Below are 20397 nucleotides of genomic sequence, written 5' to 3'. Positions count from 1 at the left end.
CATGCTATGACTAAGTTCACTTCTTTTTCTTATTTCCTGTTATTTACGTTTTGCCTAGTAACCTTTCAAAATGCACACTCCCAGAATGATTTTCTTGTTGGAGACGCACTACCTGATGCTCCTGAACTTACCGCCAGAGGAAGTTATGGAGTAGGAGTGCAAACCCTAAACCTTGTAAATAAAGACCAACTGGATGTTTTGAGTATTACAGAAGGTAAAGGTACTAACTATGACCGCCCAATAACAGTTGAAATATGGTATCCAGCCACTATTCCAGATGGGGTCAAGGAAATAGAAATATATACGCAGGTCTTGGGTAGAAATGGAGCAGAAGGGCGTCCTGTAACCCCATTTACCTTTAAAGGAAGGGCGTTGAGAGATGCAAAAATTATTAGCAACCAAGGCAAATTTCCATTAGTGATTTTATCGCATGGCTATGTGGGGTCACGATTTCTGTTTACATATCTGGCTGAAAACCTAGCATCAAAAGGCTATGTAGTAGTTTCTATTGACCATACTGACTCTACATATAAGGATGCGGCACACTTTACCAGTACGCTTGCAAATAGATCTTTGGACCAGTTATTCGTTTTAAGTGAAATTGAACGCCTTTCAGCCGCTTCAAATGATAGCTTTCTTGCAAATTTGGTAGATACAAGTAGAACCGGTCTTGTGGGATATTCCATGGGTGGATATGGAGGGCTTAACACCTGTGGTGCGGGGTACAGTGATGGTGCTTTAGACTTTTTCAAATCAATGACAGGAGGTAGCGATGCATTGGATTCAAGAGGAATGAGCAATGAATCCTACAAATCATCTGCTGATCCAGATAAAATTACCGCTTTTGTAGCTCTGGCACCATGGGGTATGGCCAATGGGGTATGGGATGCTGAAGGCTTAGCAGGCTTAAAAACCCCAACGCTTTTTGTAGCTGGAAGTGAAGATGATATTTCAGGCTATGAAAAAGGCATAAAAGCTATTTATGAGGGATCGTTGAATAGTGACCGTTATTTGCTTACCTATGTAAACGCCAGACATAATGTCGCACCAAATCCACCAGTGGAGGCCACAATGATGGAAGGTTTACACATAGATGAGTATCTAAGGTATGCTGATTCTGTTTGGGATATGCGCCGTATCAACAACATTAATCAGCATTTTATTACCGCATTCTTGGGAATTCATTTAAAGGGAATGGATTATCAGGAGTATTTGAATGTTGAACCTGATGCGAATACAGGAAATTGGAAAGGTTTTAAACCAAGAACCTCTATTGGTATGGAGTTGTTGCATGCTGCTCCAAAAAGCGAATAAATACGTATAAAATGAAAAGGAGAGACTTTATCATTGGAACTGGAGCAGCTGCTTTAACAGCTGCTTCTTATGGAAATATTCTTGGGTCCAATGATCGATTGGGCATTGCGGTAGTAGGAGCGGGGAGAAGAGGAAGATGGGTCCTTGGTGAAATGCTTAAGACCAACCAGATTCAACCCATAATGTTCTGCGATGTTTGGGACGAACAGGTAAAAAGAACAACAGAATACTTAAAGTTGGATAAAATTCCAATGACGTATGATTTGGAAGAGGTATTAAGCAACAAACAAGTGGATGCGGTACTTTTGGCAACACCCGACCATTTGCATAAAAATTATGCTATTCGGATTCTGGAGGCAGGAAAACATCTATTGTTGGAAAAACCAGTGACCTTGCATTATGAAGAAGGGCCTTTGCTAAAAAATGCTGTCGCCAGTAGTGGAGTAATCTGCCAGACCGGGACACAGCAACGCAGTGGGCTTATGTATCAAAGGGTAAAAGAGGAGTTTTTTGGAGGGTCAAAAAAATTGGGAGATATTGTTTTTGTAAGAGCAGTATGGAGCAATTTTGGATGGCAAAGACGCCAATTGGAACAACAGCCCATGCCGGCAAATTTTAAATGGGAAACCTTTCTTGGACCTTCTCCAAAAATGGATTATTACTGGCCAAGGTATGATGGCTGGCGTCATTATAAAGAATATGGTACTGGAATCTTATCAGATTTGTTGACACATTGGGGCGATGTAGCGCAATGGATGATGGATGATACGGATCCTATTAATGCTGTTACCACCGGAGGTATTTACCATCTTAAAGATGATCGAACCAACCCGGATACCGTAAATACTATTATTAAATATAAGGGAGGGTGGAACTTCACCTTTGAATGTAGTGTAATGCCGGTTAAAAACCAGCAAGATTCCGTTCTTTTCCATGGCACAGAAGGCAAATTAGAACTTTATAGAGCAGGATATATTTACACACCGCATAAAGGTGAACCTGTCATTTTTCAAAATGATGAAAACCTGACCCAAGCACATGTGAAGAACTTTTTTGATGCCATTAAAACGGGAGCAAAGCTTTCTGCACCAATAGATGTTGGGCTAAACGCTGTAAAGCCTTCTTTTTTGGCTGCTGCATCCTACTGGTCTGGAAAACGTATGCAGTTTAGTGCAGATCAGACACAAATAATAGCGTCTTTGTAAATAGAAACCTTTTATCGATATCCACGACCAATAAATACTAAAAAGTCCTGTTTTTCGTTAGTGCTGAATAACCCCATAACTTAAGTACTAATGAACAAACTAATCATTGCAACGCGCAACATATCATTTCTCTTTTTGGCGTTTTTAGCCTTTCAATCTTGTAGTGAGGATGCTAATACGTATGGAAATGAACAAGAGCTAACACAAGTTGAGTTACAAACTATTTTAGAAACGGACGAAATCGCGGGAGCAGCAGACACTGTTTTGGCTGAGCTTTTTGCAAACAATACCACCGCTGGAAAATCAACAAACACATCAAATGACTGCTATTCTACAGAATCCACACAAACTGGATTTGTGGTTACGTTCAATAATTGTGTGTTAAATGGAACTGAAAACATAAATGGTAATCTTACCGTTACCTATGAAGTTGGTAACGAGTCTGCTGCCTTTACGGCTACTTATGTGGATTTCTATGTAGGTTCCATTAAAGTGAATGGAACTAGAAATTACGAATTGACCAGTAGTCTTGATCAAAACACAATATCTTTCACGGTTACCAGTAACATGACAGTGGTCTTGGAAGATGAAAGTGTCATATCTGAAAGTGGCACAAAAACTTTTGGTTTTACGTTTGGCGAAAACCTTGAAGGCAGCACTTTTAGTCTTTCTGGCGCTTGGCAGATACAAGCCAATGGAAATACTTATGCTGTAGAGACCACTGCCGACCTAGTAGGGAATCTTAGCTGTGAGCATCTTACCACTGGAATTATGAATGTAGAAAAAAATGGGTTCTCAATTATAGTAGACTTTGGTGATGGCACCTGTGACAATTTAGCTACCATTACCTTACCAAATGGCAATACGGAAGAAGTAACCTTATGATTAAATCCAAACATAAAACAAAAAAGGCATCGTGTAAAACGATGCCTTTTTTGTTTGCGGGCATAATTGCATAGATAACTAAATGCGATACATTTTGTAAAACGTCCGGGTATAATTTTATATTTATAAGGTCCTTTTCAGTTTTAAAATTGAAAGATAATTTGGAATACGTTTATGATAGCAGATGCAGTAAAACAACAGAGAGATTTTTTTCAAACACATAAAACAAAAAATGTTCAATATCGCAGACAATTTTTAAAACGGTTGCAACATGAATTGGTTGCAAATGAAGATGCAATTTGTGATGCGCTATACAAGGATTTTAAAAAGCCGAGATTTGAAGCACTTGCGACCGAGACGCAACTGGTGCTTTCAGAGCTAAAGCATATTCTTACCAATATGGAGTTTTGGAGTAAATCAGTAAGAGTGAAATCTACCTGGGCAAATTTTCCGTCAAAAGATCGTATTTATTCGGAACCCTATGGTAATGTGTTGGTTATTTCGCCATGGAACTATCCATTTTTATTAAGTATGTCACCATTAATTGGAGCCGTGGCAGCAGGAAACACCGTTATCCTTAAGCCATCAGAATTTAGTCCTAATACTTCTCGTATTATGGCCGAAATAGTTAAAAAAGTATTCCCTCCAGAATATGTAACAGTGGTTGAAGGCGGCATTCCGGAATCAAAAGCGCTATTAGCTAACAAATGGGATTATATCTTTTTTACAGGCAGTTCCCGTGTGGGTAAGATTATCTATAAAAGTGCCGCAGAACATTTAACACCTGTTACATTGGAACTGAGTGGTAAAAATCCCTGTATTGTTGATGAAACAGCCGCTATAAAACTAGCTGCAAAACGAATTGTTTGGGGCAAATTTTTAAATGCTGGACAAACCTGTATTGCACCTGATTATATTTTAGTGCAAGAATCTGTAAAAGACAAACTGATAAAGGAATTAAAGTACTATTTAGTGAGGTTTTATGGCAAAAACATCGAAGAATCAGGGGACTATGCCAGAATTACAACTTCTGACCACTATGACAAGTTGAAAGGAAAACTTGAGAACCAGGAAGTATTGTATGGTGGGAAATGTATTGATGAGGGAAAATTTATTGAGCCTACTTTGGTGAACGAACCAGAGCTAAATAGTACACTAATGCAAGATGAGATTTTTGGACCATTATTGCCCATTATTGGATATAAAACTGAAGCAGACATTCCAACATACCTATTGAATTTTGAAAAACCACTGGCGCTATATATCTTTTCTAGAAATAAGAAGCATCAAAAGAAGATAGTAAACCAATATGGCTTTGGGGGAGGTATCATAAATGATACCGTTATGCAGATTGCCAATAAAAACCTGCCTTTTGGTGGAGTAGGGCAGTCTGGCATTGGTGGATACCATGGCAAACATTCTTTTGATTTGTTCTCACATAAAAAAGCCATAATCAAAAAATCAAATTGGATAGATGTTCCAATTCGCTATGCTCCATATACTATTCCGGTTAATTGGGTAAAGAAACTAAAACATCTTTTTTAAGATTTTAAGGCAGAAAAGGCACTGGCTGTTATACTTTTACTAAATAAAAGTTAAACTATTAGATATTAATAGTATTCATATTATTTTTAGTCAAAACCCTTAAACAACTACTACTTATGGATACTAAAAAGAGCAAAGCAAAATACAAATTGGCTGTCTTAATGGATTTGCCTAATGCTTCGGAAGTTGTGTTAAACAATGCCATTGGTTTGGCCAAAACGATAGACGGAGCGGTGGAAGTATTGTGTGTAAAAGCTCCGGTGGACGTGGTTAAGTCTGAAAATCAGTTGTCCGCAATGCGTACCATTCACAAAGACAATAGAACCACAGAAGCGGAATTGCAAAAGCTAATTCAGCGAGTAAGCGATCGGGAAGGGTTTCCTGTGTCCTGGAAAATAGCCTACGGAAATGTTAAAAACTGTATAAAGGACTATATTTCCAGTAAACAACCGAGTATTGTGGTAATGGGTAAACAAAGGACGAAACTCGCCAATTTCTTTGGTAAAGGAATCACAGAATTTGTTGTGAATGAATGTGGCGCAGATGTATTAATCATGGGAGATGACAAACGATTTCATTCTTTTTCAAATCTCTCTCTAGGAGTTTTCGGGAATGCTGTTAAAGAATATGATTTGGATATTATTAGCGATTTGAATAGGCAAACGACAAAGCCTACTAAGTTTTTTAGTATTGGTGACTCTGGGGATGCGCCTAAGGAAGAATTGAAGGATACCATTTCTTACGTATTTTCTGAAGGCTCAAATGCACTGGACGGTTTAACATCTTATGTGTCCAAAACCAATACCGAATTATTTTGTATCTCCAAGCAACAATCTAAGGTAGTGTTGGAGGGTCAGGTTTCTCCAAAAGAAATTGCTCAAAGACTTGATATTCCGGTTTTGATTACGAAGTAACTGTTTTAAGGTGCCTTGGTTCAGTAGAGGTTGAAACAATCTATTTTACATAATATAAATTATGATACAGATTGATATATAAGTATTTCAGGTTCAAACCTTTAGCTGTAAGTCATAATTCTATTATGTAAAATATCCCTCACGTTTGTAGCTTTTAAGCGAATTACCAACAGGGTCATCAAGCTGTTTAATTTACGTAGCTTCAAATTTTCCACACAGAAGAAAATTTATTCTAAACTTTGAAATTCCGCAATCCTGCTAAGAAACCTTCCGTCTGTACTCATAATTTGCCGTTATGTAAAATAGCCGCTGCCAAACGCTCGATTGCTTTTTAAAATCAAATTGCTCATGGCAATTTATTTTAAACACAATTTGCCAACGCTTGCCAACGCCATTTAAAAGCTAGCCTTTTAGATTCATTTAAAATTCTCGTATTCGAGCAAATGTGTGCAAGATTTTTTTCTATGACATTCTCGTTAGCTTGCCGCAACAGCTAAAATTTTCTCTGCGAGCAAAATTCTTAGCCCTTGCTAACCTCTCGTCTTGATTGAAGCTTTTCTTTAGGTGTTTCTAACATTATGTAAAATAGAAATTCAACATTGTAACTAGTAAGCGTTTCTTTTATCTTTTTTTCTTGATAAAAAAAGAAACAAAAAAATCAAGGCTTACAGATAATTTTAGAAACAATGTACGGCTCAATCGCTATATTTTAGGATCCATTGTAACTCTTAAGACTGTTTTGAGGTAAAAGCACCTTTTCAATTGTCATGAAAAATAGTAACCAGCCCCCTAAAATATGGCCGCTCCCCTCGCCTATTGTTTAGCTAAAATTCTCCTAGGCCAAAGGATTTAGAACTTAAAACCAAATAAGGTATCAGTTTCACTTTTGTCACTCAAATTAAGCACAATATCAGAATCTTTGAATTTTATAGGTAAGTCTGATTCATCAGCTGGCAAATCATCTTTGATAATGGAAAATATGTATTGAATATTATAGTCTTCAATTAGTTTTCTAACTAAATTCAGGAGCCTGTGCTTTACACCATTATCTTCATTGGCTAGCACGTCATCGTGATATACGAATCTATAGTAAGATTCTTTAAAATATGCAGTCAAAATTGCTAGGTCAAAGCAAACGCAAAATAGTTTAGTATAAGTGTATCCATCTCCTTGAGCTGTGTCAAATCTGTTCTCAGTATTTGAGAGCACTTTCGGCGATTGAAAATCCACATTCCCACTATTATTTATTGTCCATGATATGTAAGAATCTTCATTTAGAATGGTTTTATAATATTGTGAAAACTTAGTTCTTACCTCTTTATAAAACTCGTTTTTATCTGTGTTTTGAAATTCTTTATTTATGGAATTAATTAAACCTTCTAAGTTCTTTTCGATATCATTGATTTGTTCTTCCTTTTCAACGAGTAAATCGATTGTTTTTAATTTTTCTCTAAGTTGAATTAGTTGGCCTTCTATTTTAACTAAATCCTTTTGGTACACCTTAAATTTATTAAAGGTATCCGTATTTTGTAAGACCGATAACAACTGCTCTTTTTGAGAATTTAATTCTTTTAATTCCTTTCTGATACTTTCGAGTTCAACGCCCTTTTTATTTAATGTCTTTTTGAGTAGTTTATTTCTTTCTTCGGTTATCTCTTTATTAAAACTAATTAGTTCTTGATAATCCTTTTTTAACTGGTCTGGAAAAAATAAATCTACTTCTTTAAAGACTTTATCAATCTTTTTTAAATCAAAACTAAATTGATTTTTAATTGATTTTTTTAAGTTATTAATGTCATACTCTAAATTATAGGCAATTGTATTTAAATTACTGATTTTTACTTCAAACTCTTCAACTCCTTCCTGTATTAAACTTTTGTCTTGCTCGTAAAAATTGAACTTGTCAATCTCTTTAGTCATTTCAACAGAACGTGCCTCTTTTATTTGTAATTGAGCAACGATTTCATCTCTATCATTAATATTGATAGAAAACTCATTCTTAAGTTTATTAATGTATTGTTGGATATCATCTTTGCTCTTATCGCTATCATATTTATCCAGTAATAAATTTCCATCAAAACCCAAAAAATCAAACATGAAAGGTTTCCAGTAAATATCCCTTCCTTTGAATTTGGTTAGTCTATATATATCTGCATAATCTCCTTGTCTCCTAATACTATAATTTATTGACTTTCTGTAATCGTAATCCTTATTCTTGAAAAAATCAAAGTTTAAGTATTCGGCAAGCAATAGTTTAGCTTTTTCTATTGGAACTAATTCGTCGTCCCATTTTTGAGGTGGATTAAAACCATTTGTTTCATTAACACTTAAACTAAAAGATATCTTAGAATGATTTTGAACATCCCTTTTGATTGTCAAAAATTTTCCACTATTTAACAAAATTTCTAAATAAAAAATATATGAAGAGAATATATCTTTTCCAGTTTGGTCCTTTGTAGTAAAAAGGAAGTGATTTTTTGGTGTTATTCCTTTAAGTAATAAAATATCAATCAATTCAGATAACAATGTTTTCCCCAAATTGTGAGCATTCTTATTAGCACTTACTTTGGTTTTCACATCAGCATAAACCACGTTAATACCGCGATTGAACTTTATATTTTTAAAGTTATCCTTATTTGTATATAGCTTATTTAACTTCATTCAAGATAAAAGAATCTTTGTCCTTCTCGTATTTAATTTTATTCAATAGAAATAGAAAATTTAATGCATATGGAAATATTTCTTCTGAATCTTTTTCCAAATTATTTTTAACTGCGTTTAAAAGCTCATCATACTTAACAACATTTCTTCTTTTAAAGCTAGAAAGGATATGTGCACTTACGTTTATAAGTGAAATATCTAAGTTCATATGTTTGTCAGGCTTTATCACTTATTTTGTTCCAATTGAGCAGGTATAATACATGTAATGCAAAAATACACTAACAAACCTTTTCTTTCCTTTTAATTTAGTGCTCCCTTCAGTAGTCAGCTGTCTTATGAATACTAAAATTTCTTCAAAAGCCCCAAAATCCTCTCTTTTTACAGTTATTATCTGCCTTAATTCGTCGGCAATATCATAATAATAATCCTTTAAATCCGAATTTCTTGGATTTTGTAAAAAAACATCGATTTTATCAAAATGCTCTAAAGATTCAGACAAAATTACGTCTTCAAAGTACGTCTGTCCTAGTATGTTTTTTTTGTTTTTCTCGCTAATATCAAGCTTCTTATAATCAAATTTAACTTTTGCAACACCCTTAGCTATTTCGTCCTCAATAGTATCCATTTGCGACTTGAAATCAACAATTAAATCTTTTAATTCGTCCTCTGAAAATGAAAATGGCAAACTAAATTTATCTAGGCCATACAGCTTTACAATATCTTTATTTCCGCTTAAATAGGAATCATTTATAGTTTCTTTTCCAATAATTTCAACATTGCTTAGACCAGTTTCTGTTTTTATTTGTTTTACCAGAGAAGTACCAGTAATTCCTGTAAATTTTCTATTTGTGAATAGAATATAATTATCAACCTCTCCAGCTGCTATTAGCTTTTTTATTGAAATAATTTCTTTACCAATAATTGTTTTAAAATCAGAATCCGAACAACTTGCTATAGGGTTGGTTGTATGTTTAGCCTGAATAATGAATTTACCTGACCAATTACCAGTCTTTGATGGAAAATTGTTTGCTGTTCCAGTAAATTTACCGTCACGTCCACCATCTTTGCCTTTTGTAAAAGATATAACTCCTGTACCCAAAATGGATTGACAAATTGTATTTACTAATTTTTCAAAATCATCCTCAGATAATTCTTCAAGTCTGTAATTCATATAAAATTGAAATATAATTTAGTAAAACAACACATCTTTATTCTGGTAAGGCTTTTATTTCATCTTCAAACCTTTGTTTGATTTTATTTCTAAACTGAAACAATTCCTCTTTAGATTGCTTAATCATTTCAATGTATTCATAAAACCTATCTCTTGTCTCATTCAGCAAAATTTGCGGATTGACCATAGAATTACCTTCACCAACCACAATTAGTGCCTCAATCCCATTAAAAAATTGACCTAAGTTTTTTATTCGTCCTTCATGAACGAGTCCATTACGATAGTCGTTGTTCAGAATGTCAACCAATTTTTTAGCTTCTTTTTCATCTTCTTTTTTAATACTATTTAGTCCTAAACAAAATCTTTTGATTCTATCTGAATTATTTGTTCTTATTAAAAATTCACCAATAAAATCAATGGCTGTTAACACAATAAGACCTTTTGCAAAAGACTCAAATTCTTCATTAAGTTTTTCTGCTGGTTTGAAATAAAAACCTTCTATTCTATCAACAAAAGCACTTATCAGTTCATTGTCATCATCTAAATTTAAATAAGCTGTTTTAAAATTAGGGGAAAAAAATATGATGTCCTCTACTCTCATTTATACTTTTTAAAATAGTTATTAGCAATACCAAATAACATAACGTTTTATGAGTAATAATAAAGCCAAAATTTAAGTGATGAGGGCAATTCAAATATATTAAATTTTAACAAGTAATCAATTACGGAAAACCGTTATAAAATTATACAATTGTAGTAAAATACCATTCCATACACATTACCACTTCGCTTCTATCGTCGCTTCGGGCAAAGAGTATTCCATTACATTTTCAGGAAGTTTTTAGAAAGAAAAAAAATCAATGAAGATTGTAACAACTTTCGCTTTTAATCAAAGCTCAAGTTACATAACGCAAGAACATTATAGTACAAATGTATTATTTTGCTTTTCTAGCTGTTTATCCATTTGTAAGCTATAATTCTATTATGTAAAATATCCCTCAACATTTCGTCATTTATGGGAATTAGGAACAGGGTCATGAAACATTCACTAGCGGTCGGCTAACGCCGCATGTTTTCATTTGTATCTATAATCAGTCGCTATGTAAAATAGCCGCTCGGCCAACAGCACATTGCTTTCATAAAAAGTAAATGCCCTTACATTTATTTTTATACGCAATTCTCAGCCACTTGGCCAGCGTCATTAAAAGCTCAGCTTTCGTTTTTTATTGAAACCTTTGGTTCAATTGAAATTTTGGAGAAGAAAAATTTCACGGGCTTTTCGTCAGCTTTCTGCAAAAGCTTAAAATTTCGCTGATGCGTAAATTCTAAGCACTTGCTAACATCCTCCACCAAATCAGCTTTTTTTTGTGAGCGCTTATAACATTATGTAAAATAAAAATCCCACCAGAATATGATGGGATTTTAGATACGATATATGTATTATTCTTAACTAGCTATTCTTTCAGAAGATTTCAGAATCTTAATAGCTGAATCAGCTAGTTCATCATTTAAACCAACCGTTGCACTTGGTTGTACAAGTTTAGATTTAATATTATATGGTAAATTATTTAAAGTTTTATCATCATCAATTATAACAAAGGAATTTTCATTTCCTTTATTTACCCATTTCATTATTTCTTCTCTCCTATTAAGATTATTAATATTCTTATTAAGTCTCTTAATATTAAGATTTTGGAATCCTCTTGCAGAAAAAATCTTTTTCCACTCAGAAATACTATAACTAGACTTGTGAGAAGTTGTCAATAGAATATCTGCACCTGTTTCAGAAATAATTTTCTGAAGGCTAAATACAGCTCTTCTGCTGAACCTCGGAAATCCATCATTTTCAAATTCAGGCCGTTTCCAACTTGCTGCAGGAACCATTACTCCATCTATGTCTAATAAAATCAACATGTTACAAAGATATGTTTTATTTTATAAATCGTTTAAAACATTAATATCTACGTCGTTTAATTCTGCATCTCTTTCGTTGTGTACTTGAATCATTTCAGGGGTTTCATAGTCTTTCTCTATAATATTTACATCCCTCCAACTACAATCGACGGCAGTTGATGATATTTGCCAGTCATTTTGACCTATTTTAGTCTTTGATAATTCAGAACAAATATATCTGTGATGTCCATCAACAATGCGAGAACCTTTTACCCTAATATTAGCAAATTCAATACCAATTTTCATTTTTTTATAAATCCTTTGAAGTATTGGTAGATTAATGGCATCTTGAGTTGCTACTAACTCAAGTGTGCCTGATTCCAGTAAATCTCTAACGTTTTTTAAGGTTATTTCGTGCATAAAGCAAAGTTATTCCTTTCTTTTTTCTTGATAAAAAAGAAACAAAAAATCAAGAAGAAAATATGCTTCCACGCTCCCTTTGTGTCTTATAGCTTCGCTATTCCGGTGCTACGCACCCACACACAAAGCCCAGGGCAATGGCTCTTTGTGCCAAGCCACAAATTCACACCCTCGCCTGCCCGCATTTTCTTCTAGCAACTCTTTAAATCGGTAACCATTTGAGGCTCTTGGAGAGCAAACAAAACTGTTTGTTTCAGAATTATTCTTAAAAACCTCAGAACATCGTAATACGAAACCTTCTCCAATACCTTAAGCTTTTTCTCAAAATCAAGAATGTCACCATGGGCAATTGAACTCCTATAGTTGTATATTTTTCCTATTACTGTGCCTAAATCAAGTGAATCAGGGCCTTTGAAAAAATCTGATACTATTATTGGAGTGTCAAGCCTATTGTTTATCAAATTCACTTTCGATTGTAATTGCATATTAATGGATTTCAAACGATCCATACCATTATCTACAAGGAGCAATTCTAAACAAGCTATATAGCTCACAATTTTAAAAACCGAATTATTCGAAATTTCATTTATCTTAAAAAAATCATCTAAGGCCTTAGAGATATGAATGTAATCATCTTTTATCCGCTCGAAGTTTCTGAGTAATTGGAGATTTTTCAAAAATTGGGCTTTGTCCTCAGTCGTAAAAGACTTAGCGTCCCATTTTTTTGGATAAAACTGACTTCTTTGTGCATCAAAATTAATTATGTTCTTGTCAATAAAATAAGTATGCGCACTTAACTGCTCAAATGAGTATTTTATTGAGACTCCTATTTCAGAGGATTTAGCAAATCCAAAGGGAACAAAAAAATCCTTGTCCATTAATTGGAGTGCTTTTGCAAAGTTTAGATCATAGTGATTGCCAATACTATGTTCTAGAACAAAGTATCTAAAATCATCGTTTTTTCTTTTTTCTAGATTTGCTCCTCCAGACTCGAGCCTTTTTTTTACCCTATGCTCGTGTAAACTAAAATCAAATGGTATAACTCCAAATTGAACTAGCAACCTTTTTAACAATTCAAGTTGTTCCTCTGGTGCAACCTTCAATACAAGACCTTCCTCAATTTCTAATTCGGTATTGACATCAAAATCAATTAAATCTTCGATGTAATAGTATGCAGCCATATTTTGGATATCTGAAACAGATTAGCCTCCCTTTTCAATTTTTAAATGCTTACATACCTCATTTAAGATTTCGCAAGGATTTACATCAATTGCTAGAGCTATTAAATAGAGTTCATCAGCGCGAAGTTTTGTTCTTTTATTATTAGAAAGTTCGCTTAAACGTGTTTTGCTTATTCCCGTTTTTCTAGCAACATCTGAACGATTAACTGATTTCTTGGCAAGAAACAAACCTAACTCTGTCATTCTTATCTGATTTTCAGTTCATAAAGTTACCTTATAAGAAATTTTTATCCGGAAATCTAAACTTTAATGCACTATTTTGTCCGTTTTTAAGTATATTTATTCCGATTATCAGAATATTTGATATTAATTTCTTACACATGAAACAAGGAAATAATGAACTTAGCAACGATGACCTCACTCCCCTACTCTCATATTTTGAAGAATGCCATGAAGGAGATCTTCTTTCTCTTACCCAAAGTTTGGACAAAACCATTTTTATGCTCCACTTTATTCCCATGGACACCTTTTCAGACTTGGAAAGGCAAAACTGCTGTCATGTTTTAATGGAACTGAAAGAGGCGGTTATGGAGATTTATTTAAACAAAAAAGATAATTAGTCACGCTATCTATTCCATACATTTTCTAGGGTTTAGATTCAATATTATCGCTGTATATCTTATCTAACGGATTTATACAAGATTTCAGTTTCGTTTTAGATGCCTTAATATATCGGAAGGTCGAATTAATACTTTTATGCCCTAATATCTTTTGAATTGTGAAGAGGTTTTCCCCCTCCTCAGTTAGCATGGTAGCAAAAGAATGTCTAAAAGTATGAGGTGTAATCTTTTCCTTGGTTTTTAGAATAAAGTTTGCCTTCCAAATAACTCGATTAACTGTTATTCTATTCATTGGTTCCTCTTTACTCCTACCGTAAAAAATATAATCTTTAGGATCATATTGCTTGTAATATTGTTCCAGTTGTCCAAACAGCATTGGGCTAAGTGGAACGTAACGGTCTTTTTGACCTTTTCCCTTTACTATTCTTATCACCATACGACTAGGGTGTATATCTTGCCTTTTTAAACCTACACACTCCCCTACTCTAATTCCGGTGGAATACAACATTTGAACAATTACTTTATCCCTAAGCGTAGATAATGATTCAATAAATTGGTAAACCTGTTGTGGGGAAAGAACAAATGGCACCCTATTTGGAATTCTTGGGCTTCGGAGTAGCTTTATCTTTTTAGTAGTTTTAGCAATGTTATGATAGAAATAAGTAAAACTAGCTATTGCAACCGCAATTTTATTTGGCCCAAATTTTTTATTGGAAACAAGAAGGTAGAGGTAATCCTGTATTTGTCGCTGATCTAAATCTTTTGGGCTACATCGGTAATGGCAGCAGATATGGTTCATTTCTTTGATGTAATTGCTTACCGTGTGTCTACTGTAATTACGAAAAGAAAGATGTTTATACATGCCTTCAATCATTTCAGCATCCTTGCCTAGATATACTTTTTTTTCATATTATACTTCTAATGATTATTTACTTTCTTCAAGATGGTGATTTTTAAAAGAAAAACACTGGGTTAAAAGTATAAACGAGTATTAAGGTATCATTATCAGAATGGCTGAACCAAGCGTTTTATATGTTTAATTACCTGCCAGTAGACACATTTTCGGAATTGGAGAGACAAAATGCTTCTCATATTTTGATGGGACTAAAGGAGGTCGTCATGGAGTTTTACATAAATATTGAAAAGTTCAACTAAGTATAGTTTTCCATTCAATACGATTTCACCCACTCTCTAACTATTCGGATAGTATTAAAAAAAATACTTACTCTTTTTTAAGATTAATATAACCAGCATTGTTTTCCTCAATCCAAGCCACAATTTTTTCGGTGACCTTAGTTTTTATATCCGTTAATTTCATTATCAATTCTACTGTGGATTTATCTGAAACAGATTGCAGCTCGGGAATAGGAGAAAGCCTGGTGATAGCATTTTCAGTTACTGCGACCCATGGCAAATCTGCGGAATTGTAATAAGTTTGAATGGAATCTTCCTTACGAGTTAAATCTGCTGTCAAAAAAGCTAATTCCATGTCTCTACTCAGTTCTAAGTTTTCCTTTTCTCCACTTCGCAAATAAAGGTCATGAGAAAGTAATGAAGCTTTTTTAAAATCTCCTTCTGCAAATAGCTGTCTAATCTTCCCCTTAAAGTTTATTGTAGCATCTCCTGATTCTACAACGTACCATTCTCCATTTCTTTTTGACCAATTGTTAGCAACTCTTGAGTCTGATTGTTTGAGAAGAGTATCGATTCTTTCAACATAGGCGTAATCGCCATCATCGGCAATTTTGGATATTCTTTCAATAAATTTGGCCTGAGCCAATCGAGTTGTAATAAATTCTTCCCTTACACCAATCATTTCCGCAGCCTTACTTGATTGGAAAAGTAAATCTGCATATCTGATACTGTAATTAGCCTTGCCCTCTAAAAAAAGCTCAGAAACAGGGTTTTCAGATGTGAAATTAAACTTGTCCTTTTTGTTTCTTTCTTCTTTCATTCTTGAGTCATACCAAGAGTAGTTAATTGAGTAGTCAATTCCAAGTTTGCCAAAAAACCATAAATACTCATTAGGTTTTAATTCTTTATTAATCAAAATTTTGCCTCCTGGATTTTTAATTACGCAACTTACATCTATCTCTTTATTGTTCTGAATTACTCCACATCCCTTTATCCCTCTGAAGGAATCTAGACAGAATTTATCTGAACTAAAAGTAAATATCGGTTCAAATTTTTTAATTGAAAGTTCAGTGGTATCTTTCCCAGCATCTAGGTAAACTTTCCTCATGTATGGAATGATAGCTTTCGTGCTATTGACATAAGAAAAATCCAAATCGCAATCCTTTCCAGCGCCCTTACCTTTATCTCTAATAAACTCTAATAGAGATTTGCTAAAGTAAGCCCCATAAGATGGTCTTGCGTCTGTAGTTGAAGTTAACATATAATGTAAAACACCATTGTCCTTCCAAGTCCTTCTCATATTATCTAAAAAAGGTAGGTTTTCTATTTCTCCTGAAGAGCATGCATCAATAAAAGTCAATACATGCGACTTTTTTAAAAATCCATTTATGTGCCTAAGAAAATCCCTGTTAATTCCAAATAAATCCCTTCCTGAGTTTTTTTTAGCATTTGAGGTAACTATATAAAAATCATCGTTTTCTATATATAGACCGTGACCAATGAAAAAAAATAGTACTACGCTTGGCTCACCCTTAAGGTTTAATTTGAACAGTTCTTCACTTATTGCTTTATCCAAATATTCTCTACTTGTCTTGTGGATAGAATCAAACAAAAAAACCTCTTCTATGTATGGCTTATTGTCCAATTCTTTGTACAGACCATCTACCGCCTCATTAATACTTGTCTTTAAGATAGATGTCTCCTTATTCCAATGTTCTGTATCGAACTTTGATATGCCTACAATAAAAGCATAAATTTTATTTTTTTCTATAGACAAATCCTGTTGAGCAAGACATACGTTCAAACCAAAAAGAAAGGCTATAATTAGTCGATTCATCTTATTGCTTTGGTAGGGTTTTTTCCAATTCTGAAAACATTACATTTTCAACTTTCTCGTTACCATTCATCGCCTCTTTTGACCAAAAGTTTAACCCTCTTAAATCGCTGTAAATATCAAAGATATAGCCTGATGTGAGATAATTTACTGGCTGGAGGTCTTCCATCAACTTTTGGATTTGTTGTACAGCCCTTTCTTTATCTTTAGTGTCATCTCTCAAATATCTTGTCAACCGCCTTAAGGTTTCTTCCTTGTTGGATTTGATATTTTCTAATGTAAGCCTGAGTGTTCTTTCCTTAACTTTTTGCCTGATTTCGTCGACTGTTACATCGTCCATTTTGTTGAGATCTGCTTTAACATCGTCTAACTCATCCCTTGCGTCTGCCCAATTGACGTCTTCTCTGTTCAATTCAGCTGTCAACTGAGGTAATTCTTGCTGTCCTAGCATAGAAGCTTCAGCTATCCTGTAGACGACACTAAGTTCGGAGGCTAAATCTTCAATTGGTTTTATTTCTTCTTTAGCGGTATTTACTAATCGCGCTTTTAATTGCTTTTGCAATGAATCTTGAAATTTTACCATTGCTGCATCAGCATCTTCTTTCTTAACCTTTTTATTTTTCCCATCTGGCCATAATACGCTTGATATTGAGCCCCAAACGGGCAATGCAGTTTCAACAATTGATTTAACCAATGTTCCTATTTCTTTTCCTTTATTTACAGCTTTTTCCAATTTTTCATCATCATTTTCCTGGCTATAATTTGTCATGGGAAAAATTAATAGGATAGTCAACAAAAAGAACACTTTCTTCATTTTAATAGGTTTTTAGTTAGTATTTAAAAATATCAGTTATTCAAATCTTGAAAATGAATTACTTGAATGCTATACCCATTAAAGGGTATTTCTTGGGGGAAGTAAAACGTAGGAAGTCAATACTTTGGAGATTGGTAATATAGAAAATGATTGCCAAAAACCATTATAGAAAAACCTTAGAAATTCTGGGGTTTTCCTGCTATTTCAAGGTGTTTTTGGCAATTTTTATTAACAATTTAGGTTTTGGACCATTCCATACACTTTCACCTCTCCCACTCTGTTGGTTCGGCAAAACAGTATTCCATTACCTTCTTAAAGGACATTTTAGAAGAATTTTTTTTAATAAGTAGCACAAACTTTCGCTTTTAATCAAAGCTCAAGTTACATAACGCAGAACATTATGATACAGATTGATGTATAAGTATTCCAGGTTCAATCCTTTAGCTGTAGGTCATAATTCTATTATGTAAAATATCTCTAGAGAGCATTCCTTTTATTTAGCGTAGCAACAGGGTCATCAACCTTTTTAATTTACGCTGCTTCGAAATTTCGGTAAATAAAAATCCTTTTTGGAAAACTTCAAATTCTTAGAAAATCCCAGCGACAAACATTTCGTCTGTATCTATAATTAGCCGTTATGTAAAATTGCCGCACGCCAATGCGCTCGATTGCTTTTTTAAAATAATTATGCTATCGCATTAATTTTTTAAAACACAATTTCCAACCGCATTGCCAGCGCCAAAAAAAGCTAACCCTTTTAGATTTGTTTAAAAATCGCGTATTCGATAAAAATGTACGTAATAAAAAATTTTAGACGATTCTCGTTAGTTTGCCACAAGAGCATAATTATTTAAAGGATTTGTATTTAAAACCAATTATCCACTGGATAATCGATTTTAAATAATCTATGCACTTGTTATATGTAGAATCCCAATTAATCTCTTTTTTTCGTGTTTAATTATCTTTTGTCTTGAAACAAACTAATGGTCAACGACCTATTACATTCTTTGATCATTGTAACAATATGCTATATATTTCTGATCGTACTTTTTCTATTTCATCATGTAAAGGGCTATATGTTACTGTGCCTAAATTGATAGCAATAAAGTAGTATAGGTTTTTCTGTGGGAAATAATAAAGCTCGCAACCAGCTCCAATTCCCCCGCCAGAATGTCCATAAGCTTCTATCCCACCCACTTCGACATGACTTAGACCTAATCCGTAAGCTAATTCACCATTGTCTCTTTTCACCCATGTTTTCATAAGCGCTAAAGTTTTTTCAGATAATAGTTTACCTTCTACCAAACCTTTTAAAAACTTTATGGCTTCTATCGGTGTGGTTACTATACCATCATCGCCAATCATATGTTCGACATTTTTACGCTGCAGGTAAGTGGCGTTTTCCACTATTCCTGTACTGTTACGATCCCAATAACTGTTCACCAATTCGGGATAGTTTAGAAAATTGTCGTCATTTCTATAAAAAGTACGGGTAAGGCCTAATGGCTTAAAAATAGTATCATCAATAAATTTCTCATGGTCTCCAGTCAGTTCATCAAGTATCAAGGCCAATAAAACGTAATTGGTATTACGGTATGAGTAGCGACTCCCTGGTTCAAAATCAAGAGGTTTTTTCTTTATATAGCTCAGATACTCTTCCCCTGTAAAAGCATATTCAGGACTTTGTAGAAGTTTTGCTACATAGTTCGGGTTAAAATTGTATTCTGAAATACCTGAAGTATGATTCAAGAGCATCTTTACAGTTATTTTTTCAGCATCTGTTACATAATTGCTGATTTTCTCCGGGAGATATTTCGAGATAGACATCTCAAGATCAATTTTGCCTTGTTCATACAGTTTTAAAATGGCAACGGCATGATAGGTTTTGGCTACACTCTGTAAATATTGAAGGTTGCACACCTCCAAAGAAGTTTTGTCCTCAATTCTTGAATATCCCTTAGCAGTATACCACCAACCATTATCCGAAAAAATGGCAATCGAAGCTCCAGGCACCCCGCTGCTAACCAACTTTTCCATGGCCTTTTCCAAAGCTTCCCCTCTTGCAAAGGCATTAATTGGTTCTATTGGGTCACATGATGCTACTTCAAACTCTTGCGCATTGAGATCATTGAAAGCAAGAACCATCCAAATAAAGTGTACATAAAAGCTATTGATTTTCATTGTCTTAATCTTTAAAGTGTATTCTTGATCCAACTTGTATGAGAGTTTCTGGTACAATGGGAATACTTTCATTATACCCCTTCAATACTATAAATTGATAGCTCGCAAAAGGTGATACATAAGTTTTTTCTGAATAGTCATTGTGACCTATTGAAACTCCGACCGGAATGGCAAAGAGCCCTTTGCCCTTCTTTCCGACCGAAATCCAGTTATCACTTTCTTGCTTGAATGATTGCGTAGGTCTGGATTTCAGCATATAGCCAGCCCCTAGTTTTAATTCAGTATAAAAATTATTAGTGATATGGGGCCGCCATACAGCTTGAGAATATAGAAACAAGCCATTTCCAGTATTTTTATTCCGATACCATACCACATTAAATTGTTGTACCCAGTTATTGTTACCATTATGGCTTACCTCTGTTCCAATGCCGATGCCAATATTGGAAAAATTAGCTTTCATATTTTTAAAAGGCATTGATAAAGAATTAAACTGCAAGCTTACTATTAGGGGAAAGTTCCTATGATTCTTGGAAAAATTGTTTTGGCTGTTTACTAGCTGTGATAAACAACTTACAATCAGAAAAAGTAAAAGTTTTAGTTTCATAATTGAAATAATAATGCCCCA

General features: G+C 34.1%; 19 protein-coding genes. 6 read left to right on the top strand and 13 right to left on the bottom strand.

Translation table 11 applies throughout. The features are described from left to right. Positions 1-6 precede the first annotated feature (6 nt). The 5 genes from FVB32_RS14200 (at position 7) to FVB32_RS14180 (ending at position 5863) form a co-directional block, all read left to right on the top strand. Positions 7-1314 carry an alpha/beta hydrolase family protein gene (locus tag FVB32_RS14200; protein ID WP_147744486.1) on the top strand — a complete coding sequence of 436 codons (1308 nt, stop codon included), beginning with the start codon at positions 7-9 and terminating at the stop codon, positions 1312-1314. An 11-nt stretch (positions 1315-1325) separates the two neighbouring features. Then, complete coding sequence (locus FVB32_RS14195; protein ID WP_147744484.1) at positions 1326-2519, top strand: Gfo/Idh/MocA family protein; 1194 nt, start codon at positions 1326-1328, stop codon at positions 2517-2519. A gap of 90 nt (positions 2520-2609) precedes the next feature. After that, on the top strand, positions 2610-3404 hold the full coding sequence (locus FVB32_RS14190) for a hypothetical protein (RefSeq protein ID WP_147744482.1): 795 nt from the start codon (positions 2610-2612) through the stop codon (positions 3402-3404). Positions 3405-3578: 174 nt separating this feature from the next. Further along, positions 3579-4949, top strand: coding sequence for an aldehyde dehydrogenase (locus FVB32_RS14185; RefSeq protein WP_147744480.1), 1371 nt, complete (start codon positions 3579-3581; stop codon positions 4947-4949). 116 nt (positions 4950-5065) lie between these two features. After that, positions 5066-5863 (top strand): universal stress protein, encoded by a 798-nt coding sequence (locus tag FVB32_RS14180; protein WP_147744478.1) that lies wholly within the window; start codon positions 5066-5068, stop codon positions 5861-5863. Positions 5864-6712: 849 nt separating this feature from the next. Here FVB32_RS14180 and FVB32_RS14175 read toward each other — a convergent pair. The 8 genes from FVB32_RS14175 to FVB32_RS14145 form a co-directional block, all read right to left on the bottom strand. After that, complete coding sequence (locus FVB32_RS14175) at positions 6713-8524, bottom strand: DUF2326 domain-containing protein (RefSeq protein ID WP_147744476.1); 1812 nt, start codon at positions 8522-8524, stop codon at positions 6713-6715. Next, on the bottom strand, positions 8511-8732 hold the full coding sequence (locus FVB32_RS17775; protein ID WP_187269586.1) for an ABC-three component system middle component 6: 222 nt from the start codon (positions 8730-8732) through the stop codon (positions 8511-8513). The genes FVB32_RS14175 and FVB32_RS17775 overlap by 14 nt, the downstream gene beginning before the upstream one ends. A 21-nt stretch (positions 8733-8753) precedes the next feature. Next, entirely contained in the window at positions 8754-9695 is a 942-nt protein-coding gene (locus FVB32_RS14170; RefSeq protein WP_147744475.1) for an ABC-three component system protein, read from the bottom strand. A gap of 37 nt (positions 9696-9732) precedes the next feature. Then, positions 9733-10296 (bottom strand): hypothetical protein, encoded by a 564-nt coding sequence (locus tag FVB32_RS14165; RefSeq protein ID WP_147744473.1) that lies wholly within the window; start codon positions 10294-10296, stop codon positions 9733-9735. Between the two features lie 845 nt (positions 10297-11141). Then, positions 11142-11609: an HAD domain-containing protein gene (locus FVB32_RS14160; RefSeq protein WP_147744471.1), complete on the bottom strand. Its 468-nt coding sequence runs from the start codon at positions 11607-11609 to the stop codon at positions 11142-11144. Positions 11610-11630: 21 nt separating this feature from the next. Further along, positions 11631-12008 carry a hypothetical protein gene (locus FVB32_RS14155; RefSeq protein WP_147744469.1) on the bottom strand — a complete coding sequence of 126 codons (378 nt, stop codon included), beginning with the start codon at positions 12006-12008 and terminating at the stop codon, positions 11631-11633. 191 nt (positions 12009-12199) lie between these two features. Then, positions 12200-13189: a HEPN domain-containing protein gene (locus FVB32_RS14150; protein ID WP_147744467.1), complete on the bottom strand. Its 990-nt coding sequence runs from the start codon at positions 13187-13189 to the stop codon at positions 12200-12202. A gap of 21 nt (positions 13190-13210) precedes the next feature. Beyond that, a complete protein-coding gene (locus FVB32_RS14145) occupies positions 13211-13432 on the bottom strand; it encodes a helix-turn-helix domain-containing protein (protein WP_147744465.1) in 222 nt (73 codons plus the stop codon). Between the two features lie 137 nt (positions 13433-13569). Between FVB32_RS14145 and FVB32_RS14140 the strand changes: the two genes are divergently transcribed. Continuing rightward, on the top strand, positions 13570-13809 hold the full coding sequence (locus FVB32_RS14140) for a hypothetical protein (RefSeq protein ID WP_147744463.1): 240 nt from the start codon (positions 13570-13572) through the stop codon (positions 13807-13809). A 25-nt stretch (positions 13810-13834) separates the two neighbouring features. On the opposite strand, the gene FVB32_RS14135 is transcribed toward FVB32_RS14140, so the two are convergent. From FVB32_RS14135 to FVB32_RS14115, 5 genes are all read right to left on the bottom strand, one after another. Then, positions 13835-14671 (bottom strand): tyrosine-type recombinase/integrase, encoded by an 837-nt coding sequence (locus FVB32_RS14135; RefSeq protein ID WP_187269585.1) that lies wholly within the window; start codon positions 14669-14671, stop codon positions 13835-13837. Positions 14672-15031: 360 nt separating this feature from the next. Then, positions 15032-16519 carry a hypothetical protein gene (locus tag FVB32_RS14130; protein WP_147744459.1) on the bottom strand — a complete coding sequence of 496 codons (1488 nt, stop codon included), beginning with the start codon at positions 16517-16519 and terminating at the stop codon, positions 15032-15034. A gap of 262 nt (positions 16520-16781) precedes the next feature. Beyond that, positions 16782-17510, bottom strand: coding sequence for a hypothetical protein (locus FVB32_RS14125; protein WP_187269584.1), 729 nt, complete (start codon positions 17508-17510; stop codon positions 16782-16784). Between the two features lie 1092 nt (positions 17511-18602). Further along, positions 18603-19772: a serine hydrolase domain-containing protein gene (locus FVB32_RS14120; RefSeq protein WP_222707966.1), complete on the bottom strand. Its 1170-nt coding sequence runs from the start codon at positions 19770-19772 to the stop codon at positions 18603-18605. Positions 19773-19776: 4 nt separating this feature from the next. After that, on the bottom strand, positions 19777-20232 hold the full coding sequence (locus FVB32_RS14115; RefSeq protein WP_222707965.1) for a hypothetical protein: 456 nt from the start codon (positions 20230-20232) through the stop codon (positions 19777-19779). Between the last annotated feature and the right edge of the window lie 165 nt (positions 20233-20397).

It is taken from the genome of Flagellimonas hymeniacidonis, assembly GCF_008040165.1.
GTDB lineage: Bacteria > Bacteroidota > Bacteroidia > Flavobacteriales > Flavobacteriaceae > Flagellimonas > Flagellimonas hymeniacidonis.
The sequence above is the reverse complement of the archived record's forward strand: the minus strand, read 5'-3'. Positions and strand labels throughout refer to the sequence as shown.

Coding starts and splice junctions, on each gene's coding strand:
- FVB32_RS14145 (WP_147744465.1), bottom strand. CDS start 13,432: ATGACAGAGTTAGGTTTGTTTCTTGCCAAGAAATCAGTTAATCGTTCA.
- FVB32_RS14200 (WP_147744486.1), top strand. CDS start 7: ATGACTAAGTTCACTTCTTTTTCTTATTTCCTGTTATTTACGTTTTGC.
- FVB32_RS14180 (WP_147744478.1), top strand. CDS start 5,066: ATGGATACTAAAAAGAGCAAAGCAAAATACAAATTGGCTGTCTTAATG.
- FVB32_RS14135 (WP_187269585.1), bottom strand. CDS start 14,671: ATGTATAAACATCTTTCTTTTCGTAATTACAGTAGACACACGGTAAGC.
- FVB32_RS14150 (WP_147744467.1), bottom strand. CDS start 13,189: ATGGCTGCATACTATTACATCGAAGATTTAATTGATTTTGATGTCAAT.
- FVB32_RS17775 (WP_187269586.1), bottom strand. CDS start 8,732: ATGAACTTAGATATTTCACTTATAAACGTAAGTGCACATATCCTTTCT.
- FVB32_RS14120 (WP_222707966.1), bottom strand. CDS start 19,772: ATGAAAATCAATAGCTTTTATGTACACTTTATTTGGATGGTTCTTGCT.
- FVB32_RS14115 (WP_222707965.1), bottom strand. CDS start 20,232: ATGAAAGCTAATTTTTCCAATATTGGCATCGGCATTGGAACAGAGGTA.
- FVB32_RS14185 (WP_147744480.1), top strand. CDS start 3,579: ATGATAGCAGATGCAGTAAAACAACAGAGAGATTTTTTTCAAACACAT.
- FVB32_RS14155 (WP_147744469.1), bottom strand. CDS start 12,008: ATGCACGAAATAACCTTAAAAAACGTTAGAGATTTACTGGAATCAGGC.
- FVB32_RS14195 (WP_147744484.1), top strand. CDS start 1,326: ATGAAAAGGAGAGACTTTATCATTGGAACTGGAGCAGCTGCTTTAACA.
- FVB32_RS14165 (WP_147744473.1), bottom strand. CDS start 10,296: ATGAGAGTAGAGGACATCATATTTTTTTCCCCTAATTTTAAAACAGCT.
- FVB32_RS14160 (WP_147744471.1), bottom strand. CDS start 11,609: ATGTTGATTTTATTAGACATAGATGGAGTAATGGTTCCTGCAGCAAGT.
- FVB32_RS14170 (WP_147744475.1), bottom strand. CDS start 9,695: ATGAATTACAGACTTGAAGAATTATCTGAGGATGATTTTGAAAAATTA.
- FVB32_RS14140 (WP_147744463.1), top strand. CDS start 13,570: ATGAAACAAGGAAATAATGAACTTAGCAACGATGACCTCACTCCCCTA.
- FVB32_RS14175 (WP_147744476.1), bottom strand. CDS start 8,524: ATGAAGTTAAATAAGCTATATACAAATAAGGATAACTTTAAAAATATA.
- FVB32_RS14190 (WP_147744482.1), top strand. CDS start 2,610: ATGAACAAACTAATCATTGCAACGCGCAACATATCATTTCTCTTTTTG.